This window comes from Paenibacillus cellulositrophicus, assembly GCF_009363095.1.
GTDB classification, from domain to species: Bacteria; Bacillota; Bacilli; order Paenibacillales; family Paenibacillaceae; genus Paenibacillus_AQ; species Paenibacillus_AQ favisporus.
The window spans coordinates 6,199,326-6,220,873 of record NZ_CP045295.1 but is presented as its reverse complement, the minus strand read 5'-3'; the positions used below and the strand labels follow the sequence as shown (position 1 = coordinate 6,220,873).

Here is a 21,548-nt window from a genome sequence, read left to right as displayed (position 1 = left end):
GACATCATTAGTTATCCGTTAATCAATCGTAATATATCATTGTAGGTTACGGCAATCATTAATAGGAACAGCATGGCGAAGCCCACAAAATGGACCATGCCTTCCCGGCTCGGATCGATCGGCTTGCCCCGCAGCGCTTCGACACCGAGGAACACCAGCCGGCTTCCGTCCATCGCCGGGATCGGCAGCAGGTTGAAGATCCCCAGGTAGAGGCTGAGAATCGCCGCCCAATACGTCAGCTGCACGATGCCCTGCTTCGCGATCTGGCCCGTTACTTCGAACGTCCGGACAGGTCCGCCCAGATCGTCCATGTTAAACTGCTTGATCAGCTGGCCGAAGCCCTGGAAAATGATCTTGGTCGTATCGACCATCGCGACTCCCGCTCCGCTGAACGTTTCGCCGATCGACGCTTTGCGGCTTGGCAGCTGCGGCGTAATGCCTACCTTGCCGCCTTCCTGGCCTTCCATTGCACGAGGTGTCAGCGTTACATTAAATACCTCGTCTCCCCGGCGGATCGTCCATTTCATCGGCTTGTCCTTGGATTTGGAGGTCAGATCGATCATTTTCTGATAATCCGCGCCGATCTGCACGCCATCGATCGATTCGATGATGTCGCCCTTCTTCAGGTTCGCTTCATAGGCAGGCATTCCTTTGGAGATGTCGCCGATCTGCACGTACGTCGGATTTTCCAGCGGAATCCCCGCCATCTGCAGATGGACCCCGAAGAGTACGAAGGCCAGAATAAAGTTCATCAGCGGCCCCGCAAAAATCGAAAGCGCGCGCTGCCCCACCGTCTTGCTGGCAAACTGGCGGTCTCTCGGGGCTATTTGCGTCTCATGGGATTTGGCGACCAGCATCGCCTTCGGATAAATCGGATACTGCTGGCTCTCGCCGTCCACGTTCAGGCGGACCTTCAAATCATCGACCATATCGATGAATTCCACTTCCCCGCGGATGACGTTCTTTCGGTTGTCCAGCTGATCCAGATATATCTTCTTGACTTCGCCGCCGCTGACGCGTACCGCGATGGTCTGGCCGGGGTGAATTTCCACGATTTCAGGATCTTCCCCCGCCATCCGGGCATAACCGCCAAAAGGCAGCAGCCGCAGCGTAAACTGCGTTTCATTCCGTTTATAAGAAAACAGTTTCGGACCGAAACCGATCGCAAATTCCCGTACCAGTATGCCGGCGCGTCTGGCAAAGTAAAAATGGCCCCATTCATGCACCGTCACGATGACGAAAAACATGAGTACCGTCAAAAATACTACCTGCACCATTTCCAAGCGTCGCATCCCCCTTAATTTGTCTGAGACCGAAGTTTCTGTCGCATCTATATCATCAGATGGATTAAAGCCCACAGCGCGAAAAGAAGCTCGTCTTTAATTCAGTCTATATAGATTATCATTATTCTCCGGTCCCGCACAAGAGAATCACATTCTCGTCATTTTTTAAAATCAGGGGAGTAGAGTGATGTATTGTTATGCCGCTTGCGTGCCCGCTTACAACTTGGCAGCAAGCAGCCGCGTGTTCCGGTCGCACTCCTCAATGTCCGCCAGCTGCGGATTCGAAATGTTGGCGTGCCGGTCAAGCACTTCCTCAATAATATCCTCTATTTGTAAAAACGAAATCTCCCTGTTTAGAAACCGGCCTACCGCCACTTCGTTGGCTGCGTTAAAAGCGGTGGTTGCTGTACCACCCATTTTACCACATTCAAAGGCAAGTCTTAAACAAGGGAACCGCTCCATGTCCATTTCTCTAAAATGCAGCTTGCCCACATCGGCCAGCGACAGCCGTTTGGCAGGCGAATCCCAGCGTTCCGGGTAGGTCAGTGCGTACTGGATCGGTACGCGCATGTCCGGATTGCCCAGCTGGGCGATGATACTCGTATCGCGGAACTCCACGAAAGAATGAATGATGCTCTCGGGGTGAAGCAGCACGTGGATCTGCTCATACGGTAGGCCGAACAGCCAATGGGCTTCAATCACTTCCAGCCCCTTGTTGACCATCGTCGCCGAATCGATGGTGATTTTCGCCCCCATCGACCAGTTGGGATGCTTCAAGGCATCCTCCACCGTCACCGATTGGAGCTGCTCCCGGGTCAAATCCCGGAACGAACCGCCGGAAGCGGTCAGCGTGATGCCGGCCAGGTCATCGCGGCGTTCACCGTTCAGGCATTGAAATATAGCCGAGTGCTCACTGTCGATCGGCAGCATATTCACGCCTTTTCGCTTAATGGCCTCAGTGACAAGATGTCCTGCGGTTACAAGCGTCTCCTTGTTGGCCAGTCCAATGTGCTTCCCGGCTTCGATCGCCGCCAGCGTGGAATGGAGCCCCATGCTGCCTACCACTGCCGTTACTACCGTATCGGCGTCCGTGCCGGCCGCTACCTCCACCAGCCCTTCATTTCCATAGAAAATTTCCGTACCTAGCGAAACCTGCGTCTTCACCTGTTCAGCCAATTCTTTGGTCGCGACCGAAACCTTCTTCGGTCTGAACTGATGAACCTGCCGAAGCAGCAGCTCCACGTTCGACCCGGCCGCAAGCCCTTCGATTTGAAAATGCTCCGGATGCTTCGATACGACATCCAGCGTCTGCGTGCCGATCGAGCCGGTAGAGCCGAGAACGCTTAATTTCTTCATATTGAACCTTCTCTCGTATTAATAAGGCATCAGCATCATGATATGTACGAACGGAAATACGATAATCCAGCTGTCGCAGCGGTCCAGGATTCCCCCATGACCCGGCAGCAGATTTCCCGAATCTTTGATGCCGTATACACGCTTGTACGCCGATTGGACCAGATCCCCAAGCTGACCGGCCACCGCGCATGCCAGGCCGATCGCCAGCGCTCGTCCGATCGTGAGCAGACCGCCCGACAGAAGCGCAAAGACCGCCGATGTCAACATGGCGATGATGACACCGCCAAGGGCGCCTTCGATCGTTTTATTCGGGCTGATCGCCGGCCACAGCTTGTGGCTGCCGATCCATTTGCCCACGAAGTACGCTCCTGCATCGCTCGCCCAGATCGACACCAGCAGCAAAAACGTCCAAAACACCCCGTGCCCATCCGGGGCGCTGCGGGATTCGGCAATGTACGAAAAGCCGACGCCCACATAAACGGCTCCCAGAAAGAGCAGGGAGGTCATCTGAATGCCCACCTTGTTTTTGGTAACGACGGTCACCAGCAGGAACAGGAACAGAAGCAGCCAGATGACGTGCCCAAGTGGAAGCGGAAAGCTGATATCCAGCAGCTTCCACGGGAACATAAACACAAGCACGCCCAGGTATCCCAGCATGGCCGTACCGCTAAACGGGGATACCCGGGTCATTTTTACAAATTCATAATATCCGATCATTGCCATCGCCAGGACTAGAATGTGGTACGGCAGGCCGCCAAGCAGGCAAAATCCCAGAAAAACGACACCCGCAACAATTCCTGTGATCAGTCGTTGTTTCAACGGTATTCATCCCCCATCAGGCTAAGTCAGTCCGCCGTATCGACGCGTTCTGCGCTGGTATTCAGCAACCGCTTCGTATAAATGATTTCGGTTAAATTCAGGCCAGTAAATATCAGTAAACCACATTTCGCTGTATGCGAGCTGCCACAGCATGAAATTGCTGAGCCGCATTTCGCCGCTCGTCCGGATAATGAGGTCCGGATCCGGCATGCCTCCCGACAGCAAATGACGGTCAATCAGCTCAGGGGAAATGTCGTCAGGCGACAGCGCGCCTTCCTGAATTTGCTTGCCCAGCTCCTTCATGCAATCCGTCATTTCCTTACGGCTGCCGTAGTTGAGGGCAAAATTGAGGACAAGCCCGTCATTGCCGGCCGTCCGGCGCATCGCTTCCTCCATGGCATTCAGCGTATGCTGCGGCAGACCGTCGCGGTCACCCATCATGCGGACCTGCACATTTTTTTGGATCAATTCGTCCAACTCGATCGCCAGAAATTCCTGCGGCAGACGCATCAGAAAGTCGACTTCGTCTTTGGGACGCTTCCAGTTTTCCGTAGAGAAAGCATACAGCGTTAAATATTTAATGCCCAGCTCGTCGGCAGCAATGGTTGCCCGCTTCACTGCCTTCATCCCGGTCTGGTGCCCGACGATTCGCGGCAGCCCACGACTTTTGGCCCAACGCCCGTTGCCGTCCATAATGATGGCCACATGCTCAGGAACGTTGTCCACGGATCGCTCTGGCAAAAGCTGCGGGTCCTTCTGTTTCCACCACGATCGAACTCGTTTGATCATTCTAGTTCCTCCAAGCGGGTTTCTGCAAAAAAGACACAAACCCCACCATAAAAGGAGGGGCCGCAAGTCTCTTATACTTCCATGATCTCTTTTTCTTTAGCTACGAGCACCTTGTCGACTTCCGCAATAAATTTATCCGTCGTCTTCTGGATGTCTTCCTGATGACGGTGCGATTCATCCTCAGAAATATCGGTTTTCTCCATCTTTTTGATGTCGTCGTTGGCATCTCTGCGAATGTTGCGGATCGCCACTTTCGCCTCTTCGCCGAACTTCTTCGTCAATTTTACGAGTTCCGTGCGGCGTTCTTCGGTCAGCGGCGGAATCGAAAGACGAATGATGTTGCCGTCATTGGCCGGCGTAAGTCCGAGGTCGGACTTCATAATCGCTCTTTCGATATCGGCCAGCGAAGATTTGTCCCAAGGCTGGATGAGCAGCGTGCGCGGATCCGGCGTGCTGATGTTGGCCAGCTGGTTCACCGGTGTCATCGCTCCATAATACTCCACTTGGATTCGGTCAAGCAGTGCCGGGGCGGCGCGGCCGGCGCGCAGTGTGGCGAGGTCTCTCTTCAATGCGCCGATGGCTTTTTCCATGCGTTCTTCTGCGTGTTTTTTTACCGTTTCTGGCATTAGTCTACGCTCCCTTTAACAATCGTTCCGATTTTTTCACCCAAAACGACCCGTTTGATGTTCCCTTGCTCGGTAACAGCAAATACGATCAGCGGAATGTTGTTGTCCATGCAGAGGGATGATGCCGTGGAATCCATTACACCCAGATTCTTGTTCAGCACGTCCATGTAAGTAAGCTGTTCATATTTCTCGGCCGTACTGTCTTTGAACGGATCGGCGGAGTACACGCCATCCACTTTGTTTTTGGCCATCAGAATCACTTCGGCCTCGATTTCAGCCGCACGCAGGGCAGCGGTTGTATCGGTCGAGAAGAACGGGTTACCCGTTCCTGCGGCAAAAATGACCACACGGCCTTTCTCCAGGTGGCGGATCGCTCTGCGGCGGATATAAGGCTCTGCAATTTGCTGCATGGCAATCGATGTCTGTACGCGCGTCGGCACGTCGATTTGCTCCAGGGCATCCTGAAGCGCCAGCGAATTCATGACCGTCGCGAGCATCCCCATGTAGTCGGCTGTCGCGCGGTCGATCCCGCTGGAACTGCCGGCGATGCCGCGCCAGATGTTGCCGCCGCCGCAGACGATTGCAACCTGAACGCCAAGATCCACCACTTCTTTGACTTGCTCTGCAATGGATCCGATCGTTTCCGCATCGATACCATAACCGTTCTGACCTGCGAGGGATTCCCCGCTGACCTTCAAGACAACTCGTTTAAATACAGGCTGTTCCAAATGTTTACCCTCCACTTTAAAGACATCACCATATGGCGCCAGTTGCTGCAACTAACGTTCGGCGGGCCCTATCCGGTAAACACCACACCAAACCGATGTCATTCTCTTCAGAAAAAAACGTCTGCTCTTTTAAAAAAGAGGGAACACTGCGTGTTCCGCTCTTCTCTTGTTCTAGTTATAGATGCCGCAAAAAAAGGGCTCTTATTGTTTAACTTGCGCCATAACTTCTTCAACGAAGTTGTCGACTTTTTTCTCAAGACCTTCGCCCAGTTCGTAACGAACAAAGCGGCGGATGGAGATGTTTTCGCCGATGGTGCTGATTTTTTCGTTCAGCAGCTGAGAAATCGTTTTGTCCGGATCCTTAATGAAGGATTGCTCCAGAAGGCAGAACTCTTCGTAGTATTTACCGATGCGGCCTTCAACCATTTTTTCAACGATTTTTTCAGGCTTGCCTTCGTTCAAAGCTTGAGCTTTCAAGATTTCTTTTTCTTTCTCTACTTCTGCTTGAGGCACTTCTTCGCGGGAAACGTAACGCGGGCTCGAAGCTGCAATATGCATAGCGATGTCGCGAGCGAACTCTTTGAACTGGTCTGTTTTACCAACGAAGTCGGTTTCGCAGTTGATTTCAACCAGAACGCCGATTCTTCCGCCGGCGTGGATGTAAGCTTCTACAACGCCTTCCGTAGCTGCGCGTCCAGCTTTGTTTGCTGCTGCAGCCAGACCTTTTTCACGAAGGAGTTCTGTTGCTTTGGTGATATCACCGTTTGCTTCTTCCAGCGCTTTTTTGCAATCGAGCATACCTGCGCCTGTTTTTTCACGAAGTTCTTTTACCGCACTAGCACTTACTGCCATCGAATATTCCCTCCAAATAGGATGCTAATTTTTCAGCCAGGCGTCACACCTGATCTTTGTTTTCATCTTAAAAAAAGGGCAGTGAGAGGTTATCCACCTACCAACCACCCTTTTCATTTAATTCATGTCTATATTACGTAACTGTCGAAACTTAGGCAGAAGTTTCTTCGCCTTGGTGAGCTTCCACCACAGCGTCAGCCATTTTGCCAGTCAACAGCTTAACGGCACGGATCGCGTCGTCATTACCAGGAATAACGTAGTCGATTTCGTCCGGATCGCAGTTCGTGTCAACGATACCTACGATTGGGATACCCAATTTGCGGGCTTCGGCAACCGCGATGCGCTCTTTGCGCGGATCGATGATGAACAGGGCGCTTGGCAGGCCTCTCATGTTCTTGATGCCGCCCAGGAATTTCTCAAGACGATCTTTCTCTTTGCGGAGAAGGATGACTTCTTTCTTAGGAAGAACAGAGAATGTGCCGTCTTCTTCCCATTTTTCGAGTTCTTTCAAACGGTTGATCCGTTTTTGGATCGTTTCAAAGTTAGTCAGCGTTCCGCCGAGCCAACGTTGGTTGATGTAGTACATACCGCAACGTTCTGCTTCTTCTTTGACGGAGTCTTGGGCTTGTTTCTTCGTGCCGACGAAAAGAATTGTTCCGTTCTCTTCTGCCACGCTTTTCACGAAGTTAAAAGCTTCTTCGACCTTTTTAACTGTCTTTTGCAGGTCAATAATGTAAATTCCGTTTCTTTCAGTGAAGATATATTTATCCATTTTCGGGTTCCAGCGACGTGTCTGGTGACCGAAGTGAACGCCAGCTTCGAGAAGCTGCTTCATGGAGATAACTGCCATCTTCACACACCTCCTAAGTTTGGTTTTTTATTGTGTCCTCCGCTGCTTTCATTTCCCGTCAAGACTCTCCATATGGAAAGCACCCTTTACGAAATCCGACAGCGTGTGTTTTAACACCGTCATTTAATATACCATATCTAAAAGCTCGATGCAACGCCTAAGGGACGGCTTTTTTTACATGCAAAAAACCGTCCAGCCGATTGTCGTTAGCGTGACGGTTTTGTCGTAATTTTAGCGATGATGGAACTGAATTCCTCGCCGGGTGAAAACGTGTATTGGCCGGTCTGGATTTTCGTGCTGATCTTAAGCGATCGGCCTTTTTGCACGAATTGGTCGGCGTCGGCGATGACCCCCGCCTTCTCCAGCTTGCCGGCGACGTCTTCCAAGTTGTTTCCGCTGGCGATTTTCACTTCAACCGCTTTGGCCGCCGGCACAGAAGGCGTTTGCGGCTGCTTGGCTGCTGAAGCCTCACCGGATCCCGGAGTGACCGACTTCGGCTGCTTAGAAGCGGCAGGCTGCTGCGGCTTATCCGGCTGTTTGCCCGCGTCCGTAGCCTTCGGCGCCTTCGCTGCGTCTCCTTTGGGAACCGAGCTCTGCTCAACCATCTGCTGCTTCCATTCCTCCTCAGTCATCAGCTTGTCCTCCTTGCCGACGACCTTCAGGTCCATCGTCTCCGCCTGCTGCTCAAGCTCTTCCTTCGTCAGGCTGGCAGCTGACGGGACCTCTCCGGCCGGGCGGCCGGTACCCTGCCCAAGGATCATCAGCTGCAGCAGGAGGGCTCCAAGCAGGAGACCGAGGCCAAGTCCCATCATGAATGTCCGATTTCTGATCACAGCGTCTCCTCCTGTTTCGCAAGCTGAAGAATCAACTGGATTTCGCCGCGGTGCATGCCGGTCATTTTTCCGATCGCATCAATAGATTTGCCTGTGTCGTACAACTCAAACAGCTCCGGATACCTGTCCCTGATCGATGGCTGCTGCTCAGGCAGCGTTGATTCCGTTCCATCCTGACCCTCTAAATCTGCACCAGCCGCAGCTGCTGACTCCAGGAAAGCTTCCGGCTCCACGGCCGCGGCCGTTTCACGGCTAACCGTGGCCTGTCCGGCAGGCAGGCTCTCCATTTGCGAAAGCCTGGCATCCTGCTGCGCAACCTGCTGTTCAAGCGAAACGAGCCGCTGACGCATCTCCGACAGCTGTTCCTGCTGGGACAGCTGCTTGGCCGCCATATCCTGCTTCATTTGGGAAACCAGCTCGACGAGCTCCACGTTTTCATTTTCAATTTCGGCCATGTACTGCTCCAGTGTAGCCTCGACCTGCTTGACCACGCTGCCCTGCTGGCTCTGCTCCTCCTTCCGTTTAGGAAGCATCATGGCATACACCAACGCGGCAGCGCCCAATATAACGACGATTAACCAAGGTTCCAAGTAGCGGTTCTCCTTTGACTGTAATATTCATGACGGGGCAGCGTCTCATAGGGACACATCCAGATGATGTCCCTTGAAGGGGTGCTGCGCACTTTGCAGGTCCTCATGCTCCTCTGCCGATTTGCTTGCGGTTTGATTACGCCGATGCCTGTTCCGTCCGCCCTCATCCCGAACGGCGGCGTCCGCCGCTTCGTCCACCGATTCGCTGCGCTTGCTCATTTCCGCTGTTTCCTTAAGCTGCTGTTCGGCCAAAAACTGCTGATCCTGTGCAGGCCGGTGCTGGAGCTCGTTTTGCACCTTCCCGGCCTCGCTGGTCCGTGGGATCGCAATTTGCATTTCAACCGCCTTCATACTCATTCGTCTTCCCCCTCTTATCGATAGGAATCGTATCCAGAGTACTTTGCTTCTTTTTAGAGATTGTTCAAAAAGACCGCTTTTGATAAGAAAACCGTCTATCGACGTACCTTCAAAGAAGACAGACCGCGTTTAAAGGTAATTTTTCTTGCAATATCAGGAAGCAATGGCTCTGGATGTTTATACTTTCTGATATTATAAGAAAACCAATCGAGGCCAGAAAACGACCTTTTTGAACTCGCACTTTATATTAAATGTACGGAGCCATCGTAATATCGCCCTCATGATAATAAAATGAAACCCGTTCCGCCGGGTCCTTAATAAATCTGGTGTATCTGCCGATAACTATTTTAGAGCCTCCGTAGACCACTTTTACGACGTCGACGCGGGCCCGCACTGAATCTTCCAATGTTTTCTCGATTTCCAGTATACGTTCTTTCGCTTCCATCTGCTCACGGTCATTCGATTTCTTGGTGGCGTTCAGTTTGAGCCTAAGCGCCATCTTGTCGGGCGGTAGCTGTCCTGAAGCAGCCAGCTGATTCAACAAATACAATGCCTTGTCCGTCTTGTCCTGCGCCTCCGCCAGCTGCCTGATCTTGCCCCGCAGGTCGGCCAGCTCGTTTCTAAGCTCTGGCAGAACACCCACCTCAATCGTCGTCATGGTGGACATGCTGTTGCCGATGGTTCTGGCAATGACCCGCTCCCCCGCCTGAATGACTCCGCCGACGATCAGCCCTTTGGTAGCGTTGCACAGTACGTTTCTTCCTGCCCGGATGTTGGAGTGCATGATGCTCTGCGAGACGATGACATCTTCCCCGGCGATGACGTTGCCGTCCTGGATGAAAGAGCTTTTTACATGTTGGCCCGCTTTCACATAACCTTTGTTATAACCGATGATCCCGCTCGTAATTTCAATGGACCCTTCCGCTTCCAGCTCCGCGCCCTCTACGCCGCCGACCACGCGGATATCCCCTGCCGCTTTCACACGGAATCCGGTCAGAACGTTCCCACGGATGACCACGGTACCGACAAAGTCGATGTTGCCCACACTGTAATCCACGTCCCCATTCACCTCATAGACGGGAAAAACGTTGATTTTTCCTTTATCCGTCGTGGCGATCAGGCCGTCGATGGCGGCATACATGGCTGTGTTTTCCGGGTCGACCACCACATTTTTTCCTACCTTAAAATAGGCTTCTTTGCCGGGCTTGAACGGAATCATTTCCCCGGTAACGCTGAGTCCCGGTTTGCCAGGCTCGGGCGGAATCCGTTTGGCGATCAGCTGGCCCTTCATGACATTGTTGAGACTGATCAGTTCTTTATAGTCCACTCTGCCGTCTTCGGTCTCGAGCGGCCTGTGCTCCTTGTCATCTCTGAGGTTGAAGGCATACTCGATCCGGCCGTCCTTGCCGCTGACGGGCTGCTCACCGAAGGCAATCGCGGTCCGTCCAAACATGTATTCCTGAGGATGGCTGCAGATCCGGCTCAGGACCGCCTGGTCCATGCCGAACTGGACTTGATGGCTCCTCAAAAAGAGCTGAAGCTCTTCCTCCGTCACCTCAAAATCCTCGGAACGCTTGGAGAACTGCAGATAGGCGACGCTTTTATCCTCCGAAAAGGTAATATCCAAATAGGTTTCAAGCGCGATTGGAGCTGTCAATCGTTTTCCTCCTTTCTACTCGTGCAACGGTTAATCGTTTTGCATCAGTAAATCCCGGTGCTTCTCCAGCGTTGCGCGCAGCCGTAAAATGGCCTTGGAATGAAGCTGGGATATTCTTGAAGGTGAAAGTGACATGACCTCTGCTATTTCGCTTAAAGATAAGTCCTCATAATACAGCAGGGATACGACGGTTCTTTCTTTCTCGGTAAGCTTCTCAATCCCTTTGACGAGAGACTCCCGCAAATAAAACTCGTTGACTTTGTAATCCGGATTTTTGGCTTTGTCGTCGACCATCACGGACAGACGCGTCTCGGATTCCTCCTCACGGATCGGGTCCTCCAGCGAGCAGAGTGACATGACCGCGACTTCCTGAAGCATCTGGTGAAAATCTTTCTCGGATACGTTCAAATATTCACTCATCTCCAAGTCCGTCGCAGACCTCAGGTGCCTCTGTTCGAGCTGCTGATAGGCATCCTCAATCCGCTTGGCCTTCTCCCGGACGGAACGGGGCACCCAGTCCCCCTGCCGCAGAGAGTCGAGAATAGCTCCCCTTACCCGGAAAGAAGCGTAGGTCTCAAACTGCAGTCCGCGTTTATAGTCAAATTTGTCAATAGCATCAATCAGGCCCATGACGCCGTTGCTGGCCAGATCATCCTTGGAAACATTCCTTGGAAGACCGATGGCAAGGCGGCTGGAAACATAATCCACGATGTGGAGGTGTTTCTCGATCAGGGACTTTTTTGCTTCAATATTTCCGTGTTCTTTCCATTGCTCCCAGAGCTCGGCATGATTCAGGTGAGAAGCTTTGCGCTCGCTCATTTCCCCCACCCCCTATTTTTCTGACAGGTGTCGAACGGCTTTCGCCAGTTCTTCCGGATCTTTCGCCGAAACCAGCTTCGGCGGATTGAGTGGTGTAAAGCCTCCCCCATCTTCTTGAACGGAGGCGGGCTTCGGCGTCAACAGATCATTTAACTCATCGCTCTCATCCGGGGTCGTCACATCGAACCGGGCACCCCGCTCCTGTTCGGTTGCTGCCTCCTGCTCCGCTTCGGGAACGCTGACCACACCCCATACCCAGCGGAGCAAAAAGGCGAGCAGAAACCAGATGACAAAGGATATCAGCCCTCTGATCAAGCTGGTCATAAACAGGTTGTTTCCCATCGAGATCAGCAGCGTCAGCACGAATCCGACAGTACCAAACACAAGGTTAAACAACAAATTTCCTTTCATGGCTACAATTCCTTTATACCCATTTGTACACTGCGCACGGACAGGATTCCGCTGCCTGAATCCAGTTCAATGGTTCGTCCGTGACTTCCGCCCGTGTCTTCGGCGATTAACGGGATATGAAGATTTGACAGCATCATTTTGCATGATTCCACATTCCTGGGGCCGATTCTCATCGTATCCCCGGTACCGGCCATCAGGAACATTTGCGATCCTCCGGCCATCTTGGCGACAATTCTGGAAGGCGAGGCACCCATGGCCACCAGCCGCTCCAGCAAAGCAGGCACTGCGGTATCCGCATATTTGGCGATATTCAGCTGCCCTTCACGGGCAATGTCTGAGGACGGCAGCATAATATGAGCCATACCCGCAATTTTGAGCAGAGGGTCGTGCAGGGTAATTCCGACGCATGATCCGAGGCCCAGCGTGCGGATGACCCCGGGATCGCGCACGACGTTCATGTCGGCCATGCCTACTTTAACGATGCTTTGCTCTTCAATCATTCTCTAGAGGCACTCCCAGGGCTTGAAAAATTTTCGCGAACGAGTCCGGATCGGGGATCAGAAAGAACTTCCCTTCCACCTCATGATCGCCCTCGAGAAAAGTCGTATCGATCAGCAGCGCATCGTCACCCATTTGGCCAAACTGGAGCAGCCCGTAGCTCAAAACAGCGCCGGCCATGTCCATCGCAAGGCCAGGGACCGTCGGGGACAAATCCAGCTTCGTAAAGTCGGCGAGCGAGGACAGGTACGAGCCGGCCAAAATATTGCCGATCTCGCAGAGTGCCGATTGTTCCATCTCATCGAACATCCCATCCTGATCGACCTGCATGCCGGCCAGCCTCTTCAGCAGGCTTTTGGCTGCTTCCGGGCTTAGAATAAAGAACAAATTACCTGGAGCGTCGCCTTCCACCCTGAGAAAAATAGCAATGACGATTCGCTCGGCCCCGCCGACCCTGTCGGCAATCTCTTCAAAGGGAAGCAGCTGCACTTTGGGAACCGCCATATCGACTGGCTTATCGAGCAGGCGGGACAGCGCCGTTGCCGCATTGCCCGCCCCGATATTGCCGACTTCCTTCAGGACATCCATTTTGAATTCCTTAAAATGCTTAAAGACCTCCACGAACTACTCCTCTAGGCTTTCCAGCTGAATAATTTCGCTCTTCTTCAGCACCTCGGACAAGTTCAGCATGATGAGCAGACGGTCATCGCCGATTTTTGCCACGCCGTCCAGGTATCTGGCCTTAATGCCACCGACGACTTCCGGCGGAGTCTCGATCCGGTCTCTGTTCAGATCGATGACGTCATTGGCCGAATCGACGATAAAGCCGACTTCCATTTCGCCTACCACCACGATAATGATCCGCGTTTGGTCCGTATGTTCGGTTTCCGGAAGGCCGAAGCGTCCCCGCAGGTCGATCACCGGAATAACGACGCCCCGCAGGTTGATGACGCCCCTAACGAACGTGTATGTCTTCGGAACGCGTGTAATGGGAAGCATGCGCTCAATCGTTTGGACTTTGTCGACTTCGATTCCGTACTCTTCACTGCCCAGCTTAAATACAATGACTTTGATATCTTCTCCCATGCCCTAAACCTCCTTATTTAAATGCGGCGTATTTGCAATTCTTTACTGTCGCCGCAAGCCTTCCTTTATCGCAAACCTTCCTATTTAATGAAGACGTTCGGGTCCAGAATCAAGGCCACCTGGCCGTCGCCCAGAATGGTTGCCCCCGAGATTCCTTTGATTTGCGGCAGATACTTGCCAAGGTTTTTCAGGACGATTTCGTTTTGTCCGATAAATTCGTCGACGGCCAAAGCCGCCAAACGGTCTCCCTTATGGATGACGATGATCTCGGTTTCACTTTCGTCCTCTTCATTAAAGTCAGGAACTTCAAAAATGCGGCTCAGCGAAATGAGCGGGATCATCGATCCGCGGAAATCCACCATTTTGTTGCCATGCACTTGGCGGATCTGTTCCTTCTTAACGATGCCGGTTTCCACGATCGAGCTGAGCGGGATGGCATATTTCTCGGATCCCATCTTCACGAGCATCGCGGCGATGATCGACAGGGTGAGCGGCAGCTGCACCGAGAAATTGGTTCCTTTCCCCGGCGTCGAATAAATGGTCACCTGCCCGCCGAGCGAAGTGATCTTTGCCTTCACGACATCCAGTCCGACTCCCCGGCCCGATACGTCGGAGATTTTCTCGGCGGTGCTGAAGCCCGGCGCGAACAGCAGCTGGTGCACCTGCTCGTCCGACATGCCCTTCGCTTCCTCCTCGGTGACGATGCCTTTCTTCAGCGCGGATTTCAGGACGTTGTCGCGATAGATGCCGCGCCCGTCTTCTTCAATTTCGATAAAGACGTGATTCCCGCTGTGGAAAGCCCGAAGGTGTACGGTACCCGTCTCCGGTTTGCCGGCGGCAACCCGATCCTGGGGCGACTCAATGCCGTGGTCGACCGCATTGCGCAAAAGGTGAACGAGCGGATCCCCGATCTCATCGATAACGGTCCGGTCAAGCTCTGTTTCTGCGCCGGTAATGACCAGCTCCAGCTTTTTATCCAGCGATTTGGCCAGGTCGCGGACCATCCGCGGAAACCGGCTGAACACCGTATCGACCGGCACCATTCGCAGCTTCAGGACAATATTTTGCAAATCGGAGCTGACGCGGCTCATGTGTTCTACGGTCTCCGTCAAAGCATGGTTCTGCACCTCCGAAGCCAGCTGTTCCAGGCGTACCCGGTCGATCAGCAGCTCGCTGAACAGGTTCATCAGCACATCGAGCCGTTCGATATCAACCCGGATCGTGCGGGCCGGGGCACCGCCGGTTTTGGCGGCCGGCTTGGCGGCTGCCGCTGGCTTGTTATCCTTGCTCTCTGCCGCTGGCGCAGCGGCTGCCGGAGCGGCAGTGTCCGGTTTCGTTTCTTCGGCCACAGCCGCCGCGGATTGAGCGGATGCCGCCCCCATCTCGGCCATTTGCTGCAAGGATTCGTGATCGAGTTCTACTACTGATGCTTGGTCAATCTCCGAAACGTTCAAAATTTGCTGTTTGAGTTCGGCAGGATCTTTTTGTGTTATGTAGTAGAGTGAGAAGCTTTTTTCGAATTTTTCCTGCTCAATATCCTGCACGGTTGGATGGGACTTAATGACTTCGCCGGACTTCTCCAGCAAATCAAACACCATATAGGCGCGGACCGCCTTCAGCTGGCAATCGTCCCGAATGGCGACGTCAATATACAGCACGCGGTGCCCTTCCCCTATGGACTGCTGTAAAACGGAGTATTGAAATTCATCAAGCTGGATGGCGGTATTGGTTTCTTGCTTGGCCGGAGCGGAGCCTGCGGACTTCGCGCTGCCGGAGGAAGGGGCTTCTCCGCGAACGATCGCCTGAAGGTCGGCAACGATTGCCGATACGTCGGCTTTCCCTTCGCCGCCCTGGGTAATATCCTCCACCATAGCCTCAAGTGCATCGAGCCCTTTGAACAGCGTGTCGAAGATAAAGTCCTGCATCGCCAGCTTTTCGTTCCGTACCAGGTCGAGAACGTTCTCCATTTGGTGGGTCAGCGACGCCAGGTCCTCGAAGCCCATCGTAGCCGCCATCCCTTTCAGCGTATGAGCCGAGCGAAAAATAATCTGGACGATGGAGAGATCATTCGGTGTCTGTTCGAGCAGCAGCATGTTTTCATTCAAGGATTGCAGATGATCATTGGACTCATCGATAAACATGGATAAATACTGATTCATGTCCATTATGAGACACCTCCTAATAAGTTTGCTTTCCGTTGCCTACAGCCTGGACGAGCCCTGCGGCAATATTGTGAAGCGGTAATACATGACTCACGCAGCCAAGTTCCACTGCGGAACGCGGCATGCCGTATACGATGCAGGTCTCCTCGCTCTCCGCAAACGTACTGGTAACCCCGGCATCGTACAGCCGCTTCATCATCTTTGCCCCGTCGCTTCCCATCCCGGTCATCAGCACAACGTGGCGTTTCAGGGATGGAAGCTCAAGCAGGGATTCGAACATGACATCCACCGACGGACGGTGGCCGCCCACCGGACTCTCCTCCGTCAGCGAGATCATTAAGCCCCGGCTCTGATCCGGCACGATTTTCGTATGATAGCCGCCCGGGGCAATATAAGCGAACCCTGGCTCCAATGCCATTCCCTGCTCGGCTTCAACCACGGTCAGCGGGCTGAACGTATTCAGCCGTTGGGCGAGGGATTTCGTGAAATTGGGCGGCATATGCTGCACGATAACAACGGGTGCCGGAAAATCGGCCGGAATGCCCTCAAGGAGCGTCTTCAGCGCCCGCGGTCCGCCTGTGGAGCAGCCGACCGCAACAAGCTGCGTATACGCGGTTGCTGCCCTGCCCTCCGCTGTCCGACTGGGCTTGGCGGCATCCGTTCCCGCCGGCTTGGTTGTTTTCGCTTCTTGCGCCGAAGGAGCGGATTCCAGCACCTGGTGCGTCAGTTCGCGCGTTGTCCTGCTACTCGGGGAGTCCTGATGTTTCTTTCCTGCTCCAGGCTTGGAAAGCTTCGTCGCCTTGGGCTTGTCTGGCTGCTGCAGAACAACCTCCTTATCGGGAGCGCTCTCCTGCGCGGCTGCCCCGTTACGAGCGCCGGTTTCTTTCGCCAGGTCCGGGAGCGGACGCTTCCGCCCAAGCTTTGGCAGGACTGGCGTTGAAACCGGTGCAGCCGCGGCGGGCTTGTTCTTCCGCTTCTCTTCCTCCGCTTTCCAAAGCGCTCTCCGTTCCTTGGCCGACATAGCTGCCTTCATCTGTTCAAGCAGGGCATCCCGAACGTCATCGATCTGCTGCGCATGCGCTACGGACGGCTTGCGGATAAAATCAAACGCTCCGGCTTCAAGCGCCTTGATCGTCTCCCTCATGCCGGCCTCATTGATGCCGGACAGCATGATTACCGGCAGCGGATGCGCCTGCATAATGACCGTAAGCGCTTCGAGTCCGTTCATCACCGGCATCTCCACGTCCATCGTGACGATGTCCGGCTGCTGGCTTAAAATTTTGTCTACGGCTTCCTTTCCGTTAACGGCCGTATCAACGACCCGAAATGCGGGATCCTTTTCAATGAGATCGGATACGATCTTCCGCATGAAAGCCGAGTCGTCCACTACTATGACTTTGTATGGCGTCATGCCGCTTGTTCACCTCTGTTCCTTAGTACAGAAAATCATTTTGTACGACGAAGCCATTTATGCATAAACCCTTTGATTCCTGTCAAGGCACTTGGTTCCGGGGGAGCCGGTACGAGCAAGTAACGGTATGCGATCCGCTGCAGATCCTTCGCTGCATTGCAGTTCGGGTATGCAAGGGAGAAGGGAACCTGCTTCTTCACAGCTTGTACAACATGACTGTCATCTGCGATGTAACCCAGCATGGTCGTTTCCACGCCCAGAAAACGCCGGGCCGCCATGGCGATTTTGTCGGCGGTTTGAGCCGCTTCCTTCTCATCGCCCGCCCGATTAATGATCAGCTTGAAGGTAACGCCCGGTTCCGCGCCGCTGACCACCTTGATTAAAGCGTAGGCGTCGGTGATTGAGGTCGGCTCCGGGGTGGTCACAACCAGGCATTCATCCGCCGAACGGATAAAATTCAGGTTCTCCTTGGACAGCCCCGCGCCGGTATCAAAGATGATATAGTCCATCTCGTCTGCCAGTCCTTCAATCTGCTCCGTAAAATAAGCCAGATCCTGCTCGGAGAGTGACAGCAGCTCGGATAACCCGGAGCCGCCGGCGATAAAAGACAACGAATGCGGTCCTTTCTCGATGATTTCGCTCGCCGACTTCTCACGCTGGAGCAAATGGTACAGGTTGAATTTGGGCGAGATGCCCATCAGTACATCGATATTGGCCATACCGATATCGGCGTCAAACACCAGCACTTTCCGTCCCATCGCCTGCAGGGCAAGGGCAAAGTTGAGCGTAAAGTTCGATTTGCCTACGCCTCCCTTTCCGCTTGTGACGGTGATCAGCTTGGCGGTTTTCCCCTTCCCGGTCAGCCTCGGTTCCATTCCGGCTTCGGCTCCTCTCCCGCCGGATCCCTGCTTCCGGATCAAATCCCTTAATGCTTGTGCCTGGTCCATCATGGCGCCTCTTCTCCAAGCAGCATACCGCACAGCTTCTTGCTGTCCGGAAGCAGAAGGTCTTCAGGCACGTTCTGGCCGTTGGTCATATAGGACAGGTACAGCGGGTATTCCCGGATCAGGTTAAAGACGGAGCCGCAGCTTCCGGTCTCATCCAGCTTGGTGAAGATCACCTTGTCCAGCCCATACTTGCTGAAGTGTTCTGTGATCTTCTTCATATCCTGGCTCTTGGATGTCAGGCTGAGCACCAGATAGGTTTCGCTGTGGTCCGTGATGGCGGAAAACAGGCTTTGCAACTCCGAGACGAGCAGTTCGTTACGATAGTTGCGGCCGGCCGTGTCCATCAGGATGATGTCGCAGTCCTGAAGGCGCTGAAACGCCCGCTGCATATCACCGGGCGACTGCACGACCTCCAGCGGGACATTCAGGATGGAGGCGTACGTCCGAAGCTGGTCAACCGCCGATATCCGGTAGGTATCGGATGTGATCAGGCCAACTTTCCGGTGAAAACGCAGCAGCTGTTCCGCAGCCAGCTTGGCGATGGTCGTCGTTTTGCCGACCCCCGTAGGACCTGCGACATAGACGATCCGTGTCCGATTGGAAATGCCTCCGCCAAACCGCTCCGAAAGGAACGCCAGCACCTGGCTGCGTACATGTGCAAACAATTCCGCATCCCCGAGCGTCCGGCCGCTCTCTTCCCAATGATCGAAGGAAGAGGTAATCCACTCCTCGATCAGGTCGAAATCGACCTCCTGCTGGATCAGCCGCTCCTGCAGCTTCTCCAGCACAGCCGGCAGCTGCTGCTTCATCATCGATTGGCGGGAGATTTTGGCCATCCACGCCTTCATTTCCTGCAGCTCTTCCAGCAGCTTGGCCTCCACGCTGTTTCTGGCCTCCGGCTCTCTTTCCCCCGCCGGCTGAGGCTGTTCAGAGCGGTTGAGCGCTCCGGTGATCTGCCCCCGTTCCGAAAGAGGGAACGTTACGTTGGAAGGCGGCGTCTCGTTCGCAGCTGCTGATTCCCCATAGCTTGCCGTCTGGGTCACGGCCTTGCCGGCTTGAACGGATGTCATCTCCGCCCCCCAAGGCTCCGGACGCGCAGGAGCGGCCTCCGGCTGGGCTTGATCAGCAGAAACCTTGACGCCGGTAGCGGCAAGGGTCAGCTCGGCGGTCTTCTTGTATGCCTGCGGCACGGCCTTCTGTGGGACGGCCGCCTTTTGAGGAGCCGGGGCCTGCGCCTGCCGCTGTTTCGTTGCTGTATTCGCCTGTTCGTCTGCTTCCACCGCGGCGATGACCTCGATTTTTTTCTTCTTAAACATGCCCAGGAAGCCGCCCAGCTTGGTCTCCTTCGTGCTCAGAATGACGGCATCGCTGCCCAGGTCATTGCGGATTTGGAGCATAGCTTCAGGCATCGTATCGACCACATATCGCTTTACTCTCATAAGTTCACCACTCCGACACTTTGAATTTCTACATTGGGTTCAAGCTCGCTGTAAGAAAGAACCGGAATATCCTGCATGGTCCGCTCGATCACCTGGCGCAAATACATCCGGATGGTCGGCGAGGCAAGCAAAATGGGCTGCTGTCCCGATTGAAGCAGGCGGTTGATCTGCTCACTGAGTTTCTGGTACACCGTCTGGGTAGAAACAGGATCCATCGCCAGGTAGCTCCCCTGATCCGTCTGCTGGACGCTGTCGGCAATCTTTTTCTCCAGCGTTGGCCCTACTGTAATGACCTTGAGCGTCTCGCCTTCCCTTGAGAACTGCTGCGTAATTTGGCGGGATAATGCCTGCCGCACATACTCGGTCAGCACATCGGGGTCTTTCGTATATTGGCCGTAATCGGCCAGCGTTTCAAAGATCGACACCAAATCCCGAATCGATATTTTCTCACGAAGCAGCTTGGCCAGTACTTTCTGAACATCTCCGATCGACAGCACCGACGGAATGAGCTCGTCGACGAGAACCGGATAATTTTCGCGCAAATTGTCGACCAGCGTTTTCGTCTCCTGCCGTCCAAGCAGCTCGTGGGCGTGCTTTTTGATCAGCTCGGTCAAATGGGTCGCCACGACGGACGGCGGATCCACTACCGTATAGCCCGAAAGCTCCGCGCGATCCTTCGTCGCTTCGTCAATCCACAAGGCTGGGAGTCCGAAAGCTGGTTCCAAAGTTTCAATTCCCGTGATCGATTCGTCATCGTAACCGGGACTCATGGCCAGGTAGTGATTTAATAGTAATTCACCGCTTCCGACGGTATTCCCTTTAATTTTAATGACATATTCGTTCGGTTTTAGTTGAATATTGTCGCGGATCCGGATCACCGGGACCACAAGTCCCAACTCCAAGGCGCACTGTCTGCGGATCATAATGATCCGGTCAAGCAAATCTCCGCCCTGCTGTGTATCCGCCAAAGGGATCAATCCGTAACCGAATTCGAATTCGATCGGGTCCACCTGCAGCAGGTTGATGACACTTTCCGGACTGCGCACCTCTTCGATCTGCTGTTCCTCTTCCAGCTGTTCCACCTCGATCTGCTTTTTGTCCATGTTCCGCTGCATCCGGTAAGCGGCAAAAGCGAGCAGCCCGGCCAGCGGAAGCGTCGTGATGAGATGAATCGGAGTAAACAACCCAAGGAGGGCAATCGTCGCCGCCACAATGTACAGCAGCTTCGGGTACGACAGCAGCTGTTTGGTCAGATCGTTCGCCAAATTGCCTTCCGAAGAAGAACGCGTCACGATCAAACCGGAAGCCGTTGAAATTAAGAGTGCGGGAATTTGACTGACCAGACCATCCCCGATAGTTAGTACCGAGTAGGTGGACATCGCATCCTGGAAGGACAGGCCCCGCATGGCGATCCCGATAATAAAACCGCCGACCAGGTTGATCAACAGGATGATGATGCTCGCAATCGCGTCCCCTTTGACGAACTTGCTCGCACCGTCCATTGCGCCGTAAAAGTCCGCTTCGCGTTCTACTTTGCGGCGCCGCTCCCTGGCCTGCTGCTCATTGATCATGCCGGCGTTCAGGTCGGCGTCAATGCTCATCTGCTTGCCGGGCATCGCATCGAGTGTGAACCGGGCGGCGACTTCCGCCACGCGTTCCGATCCCTTCGTGATGACGATGAACTGCACGACGACCAGAATCAGAAAGACGATAAACCCGACGGCGATTTCCCCTCTGGCGATCCAGCTGCCGAACGTTTTGACGACGTCGCCGGCAAAGCCCTCGGACAGGATGAGCTTGGTCGTCGAAATGTTCAGCGCCAGCCGGAACAGCGTCGTAATGAGCAGAAGCGAAGGGAAAATGGAAAACTGCAGCGCTTCCTGCGTATTCATCGCGACGAGCAAAATAATGAGCGCGAGCGAAATATTGATGACCAGCAGCACGTCGAGCAGCCAGGACGGGATCGGAAGAATCATCATCATTACAATGCCGATGACGCCGGTCAGTATCGTTATCTCTTTTAATTTCAAAGCTT

22 protein-coding genes are annotated in these 21,548 nt (G+C 53.9%); all 22 read right to left on the bottom strand.

Translation table 11 applies throughout. The features are described 5' to 3' along the window. Positions 1-11: 11 nt before the first annotated feature. Positions 12-1,283 (bottom strand): RIP metalloprotease RseP, encoded by a 1,272-nt coding sequence (gene rseP, locus GCU45_RS28395; RefSeq protein ID WP_152402268.1) that lies wholly within the window; start codon positions 1,281-1,283, stop codon positions 12-14. 216 nt (positions 1,284-1,499) lie between these two features. Next, a complete protein-coding gene (locus GCU45_RS28390; RefSeq protein ID WP_152402266.1) occupies positions 1,500-2,639 on the bottom strand; it encodes a 1-deoxy-D-xylulose-5-phosphate reductoisomerase in 1,140 nt (379 codons plus the stop codon). 18 nt (positions 2,640-2,657) lie between these two features. Further along, a complete protein-coding gene (locus GCU45_RS28385; RefSeq protein WP_152402264.1) occupies positions 2,658-3,458 on the bottom strand; it encodes a phosphatidate cytidylyltransferase in 801 nt (266 codons plus the stop codon). A gap of 21 nt (positions 3,459-3,479) precedes the next feature. Then, positions 3,480-4,247, bottom strand: coding sequence for an undecaprenyl pyrophosphate synthase (locus GCU45_RS28380; protein WP_152402262.1), 768 nt, complete (start codon positions 4,245-4,247; stop codon positions 3,480-3,482). A gap of 71 nt (positions 4,248-4,318) precedes the next feature. Continuing rightward, positions 4,319-4,873 (bottom strand): ribosome recycling factor, encoded by a 555-nt coding sequence (gene frr, locus GCU45_RS28375; protein WP_076168076.1) that lies wholly within the window; start codon positions 4,871-4,873, stop codon positions 4,319-4,321. After that, positions 4,873-5,601: a UMP kinase gene (pyrH, locus tag GCU45_RS28370; protein ID WP_076168079.1), complete on the bottom strand. Its 729-nt coding sequence runs from the start codon at positions 5,599-5,601 to the stop codon at positions 4,873-4,875. Before pyrH ends, frr begins: the two co-directional genes overlap by 1 nt. 201 nt (positions 5,602-5,802) lie before the next feature. Next, a complete protein-coding gene (tsf, locus tag GCU45_RS28365) occupies positions 5,803-6,453 on the bottom strand; it encodes a translation elongation factor Ts (protein WP_076168081.1) in 651 nt (216 codons plus the stop codon). Positions 6,454-6,604: 151 nt separating this feature from the next. After that, complete coding sequence (gene rpsB, locus GCU45_RS28360) at positions 6,605-7,303, bottom strand: 30S ribosomal protein S2 (protein WP_076168084.1); 699 nt, start codon at positions 7,301-7,303, stop codon at positions 6,605-6,607. A gap of 206 nt (positions 7,304-7,509) precedes the next feature. Further along, positions 7,510-8,136 carry an endolytic transglycosylase MltG gene (locus GCU45_RS28355; protein ID WP_152402261.1) on the bottom strand — a complete coding sequence of 209 codons (627 nt, stop codon included), beginning with the start codon at positions 8,134-8,136 and terminating at the stop codon, positions 7,510-7,512. After that, positions 8,133-8,726 (bottom strand): hypothetical protein, encoded by a 594-nt coding sequence (locus tag GCU45_RS28350; RefSeq protein WP_244364311.1) that lies wholly within the window; start codon positions 8,724-8,726, stop codon positions 8,133-8,135. Before GCU45_RS28350 ends, GCU45_RS28355 begins: the two co-directional genes overlap by 4 nt. A 45-nt stretch (positions 8,727-8,771) precedes the next feature. Continuing rightward, entirely contained in the window at positions 8,772-9,083 is a 312-nt protein-coding gene (locus GCU45_RS28345) for a hypothetical protein (protein WP_152402257.1), read from the bottom strand. A gap of 247 nt (positions 9,084-9,330) precedes the next feature. Further along, positions 9,331-10,740 carry a flagellar assembly protein A gene (locus tag GCU45_RS28340; protein ID WP_152402256.1) on the bottom strand — a complete coding sequence of 470 codons (1,410 nt, stop codon included), beginning with the start codon at positions 10,738-10,740 and terminating at the stop codon, positions 9,331-9,333. Positions 10,741-10,770: 30 nt separating this feature from the next. After that, positions 10,771-11,559 (bottom strand): FliA/WhiG family RNA polymerase sigma factor, encoded by a 789-nt coding sequence (locus tag GCU45_RS28335; RefSeq protein WP_152402254.1) that lies wholly within the window; start codon positions 11,557-11,559, stop codon positions 10,771-10,773. Between the two features lie 12 nt (positions 11,560-11,571). After that, positions 11,572-11,970 (bottom strand): hypothetical protein, encoded by a 399-nt coding sequence (locus GCU45_RS28330; RefSeq protein ID WP_152402252.1) that lies wholly within the window; start codon positions 11,968-11,970, stop codon positions 11,572-11,574. 2 nt (positions 11,971-11,972) lie between these two features. Then, positions 11,973-12,470 carry a chemotaxis protein CheD gene (locus GCU45_RS28325; RefSeq protein WP_076168100.1) on the bottom strand — a complete coding sequence of 166 codons (498 nt, stop codon included), beginning with the start codon at positions 12,468-12,470 and terminating at the stop codon, positions 11,973-11,975. Next, positions 12,463-13,056 carry a chemotaxis protein CheC gene (locus tag GCU45_RS28320; RefSeq protein WP_285855177.1) on the bottom strand — a complete coding sequence of 198 codons (594 nt, stop codon included), beginning with the start codon at positions 13,054-13,056 and terminating at the stop codon, positions 12,463-12,465. Before GCU45_RS28320 ends, GCU45_RS28325 begins: the two co-directional genes overlap by 8 nt. Positions 13,057-13,092: 36 nt before the next feature. Further along, the gene (locus GCU45_RS28315) at positions 13,093-13,554 is read right to left on the bottom strand and encodes a chemotaxis protein CheW (protein WP_105443621.1); all 462 of its coding nucleotides are present in this window, start codon (positions 13,552-13,554) and stop codon (positions 13,093-13,095) included. Between the two features lie 80 nt (positions 13,555-13,634). Continuing rightward, positions 13,635-15,719 carry a chemotaxis protein CheA gene (locus tag GCU45_RS28310; protein ID WP_152402250.1) on the bottom strand — a complete coding sequence of 695 codons (2,085 nt, stop codon included), beginning with the start codon at positions 15,717-15,719 and terminating at the stop codon, positions 13,635-13,637. Positions 15,720-15,732: 13 nt separating this feature from the next. Then, the gene (locus GCU45_RS28305; protein WP_152402247.1) at positions 15,733-17,127 is read right to left on the bottom strand and encodes a protein-glutamate methylesterase/protein-glutamine glutaminase; all 1,395 of its coding nucleotides are present in this window, start codon (positions 17,125-17,127) and stop codon (positions 15,733-15,735) included. 35 nt (positions 17,128-17,162) lie between these two features. Then, positions 17,163-18,077 carry a MinD/ParA family protein gene (locus tag GCU45_RS28300; protein WP_152402244.1) on the bottom strand — a complete coding sequence of 305 codons (915 nt, stop codon included), beginning with the start codon at positions 18,075-18,077 and terminating at the stop codon, positions 17,163-17,165. Then, a complete protein-coding gene (flhF, locus tag GCU45_RS28295; protein WP_152402241.1) occupies positions 18,074-19,513 on the bottom strand; it encodes a flagellar biosynthesis GTPase FlhF in 1,440 nt (479 codons plus the stop codon). The genes GCU45_RS28300 and flhF overlap by 4 nt, the downstream gene beginning before the upstream one ends. After that, complete coding sequence (flhA, locus tag GCU45_RS28290; RefSeq protein ID WP_076168118.1) at positions 19,510-21,543, bottom strand: flagellar biosynthesis protein FlhA; 2,034 nt, start codon at positions 21,541-21,543, stop codon at positions 19,510-19,512. Before flhA ends, flhF begins: the two co-directional genes overlap by 4 nt. Between the last annotated feature and the right edge of the window lie 5 nt (positions 21,544-21,548).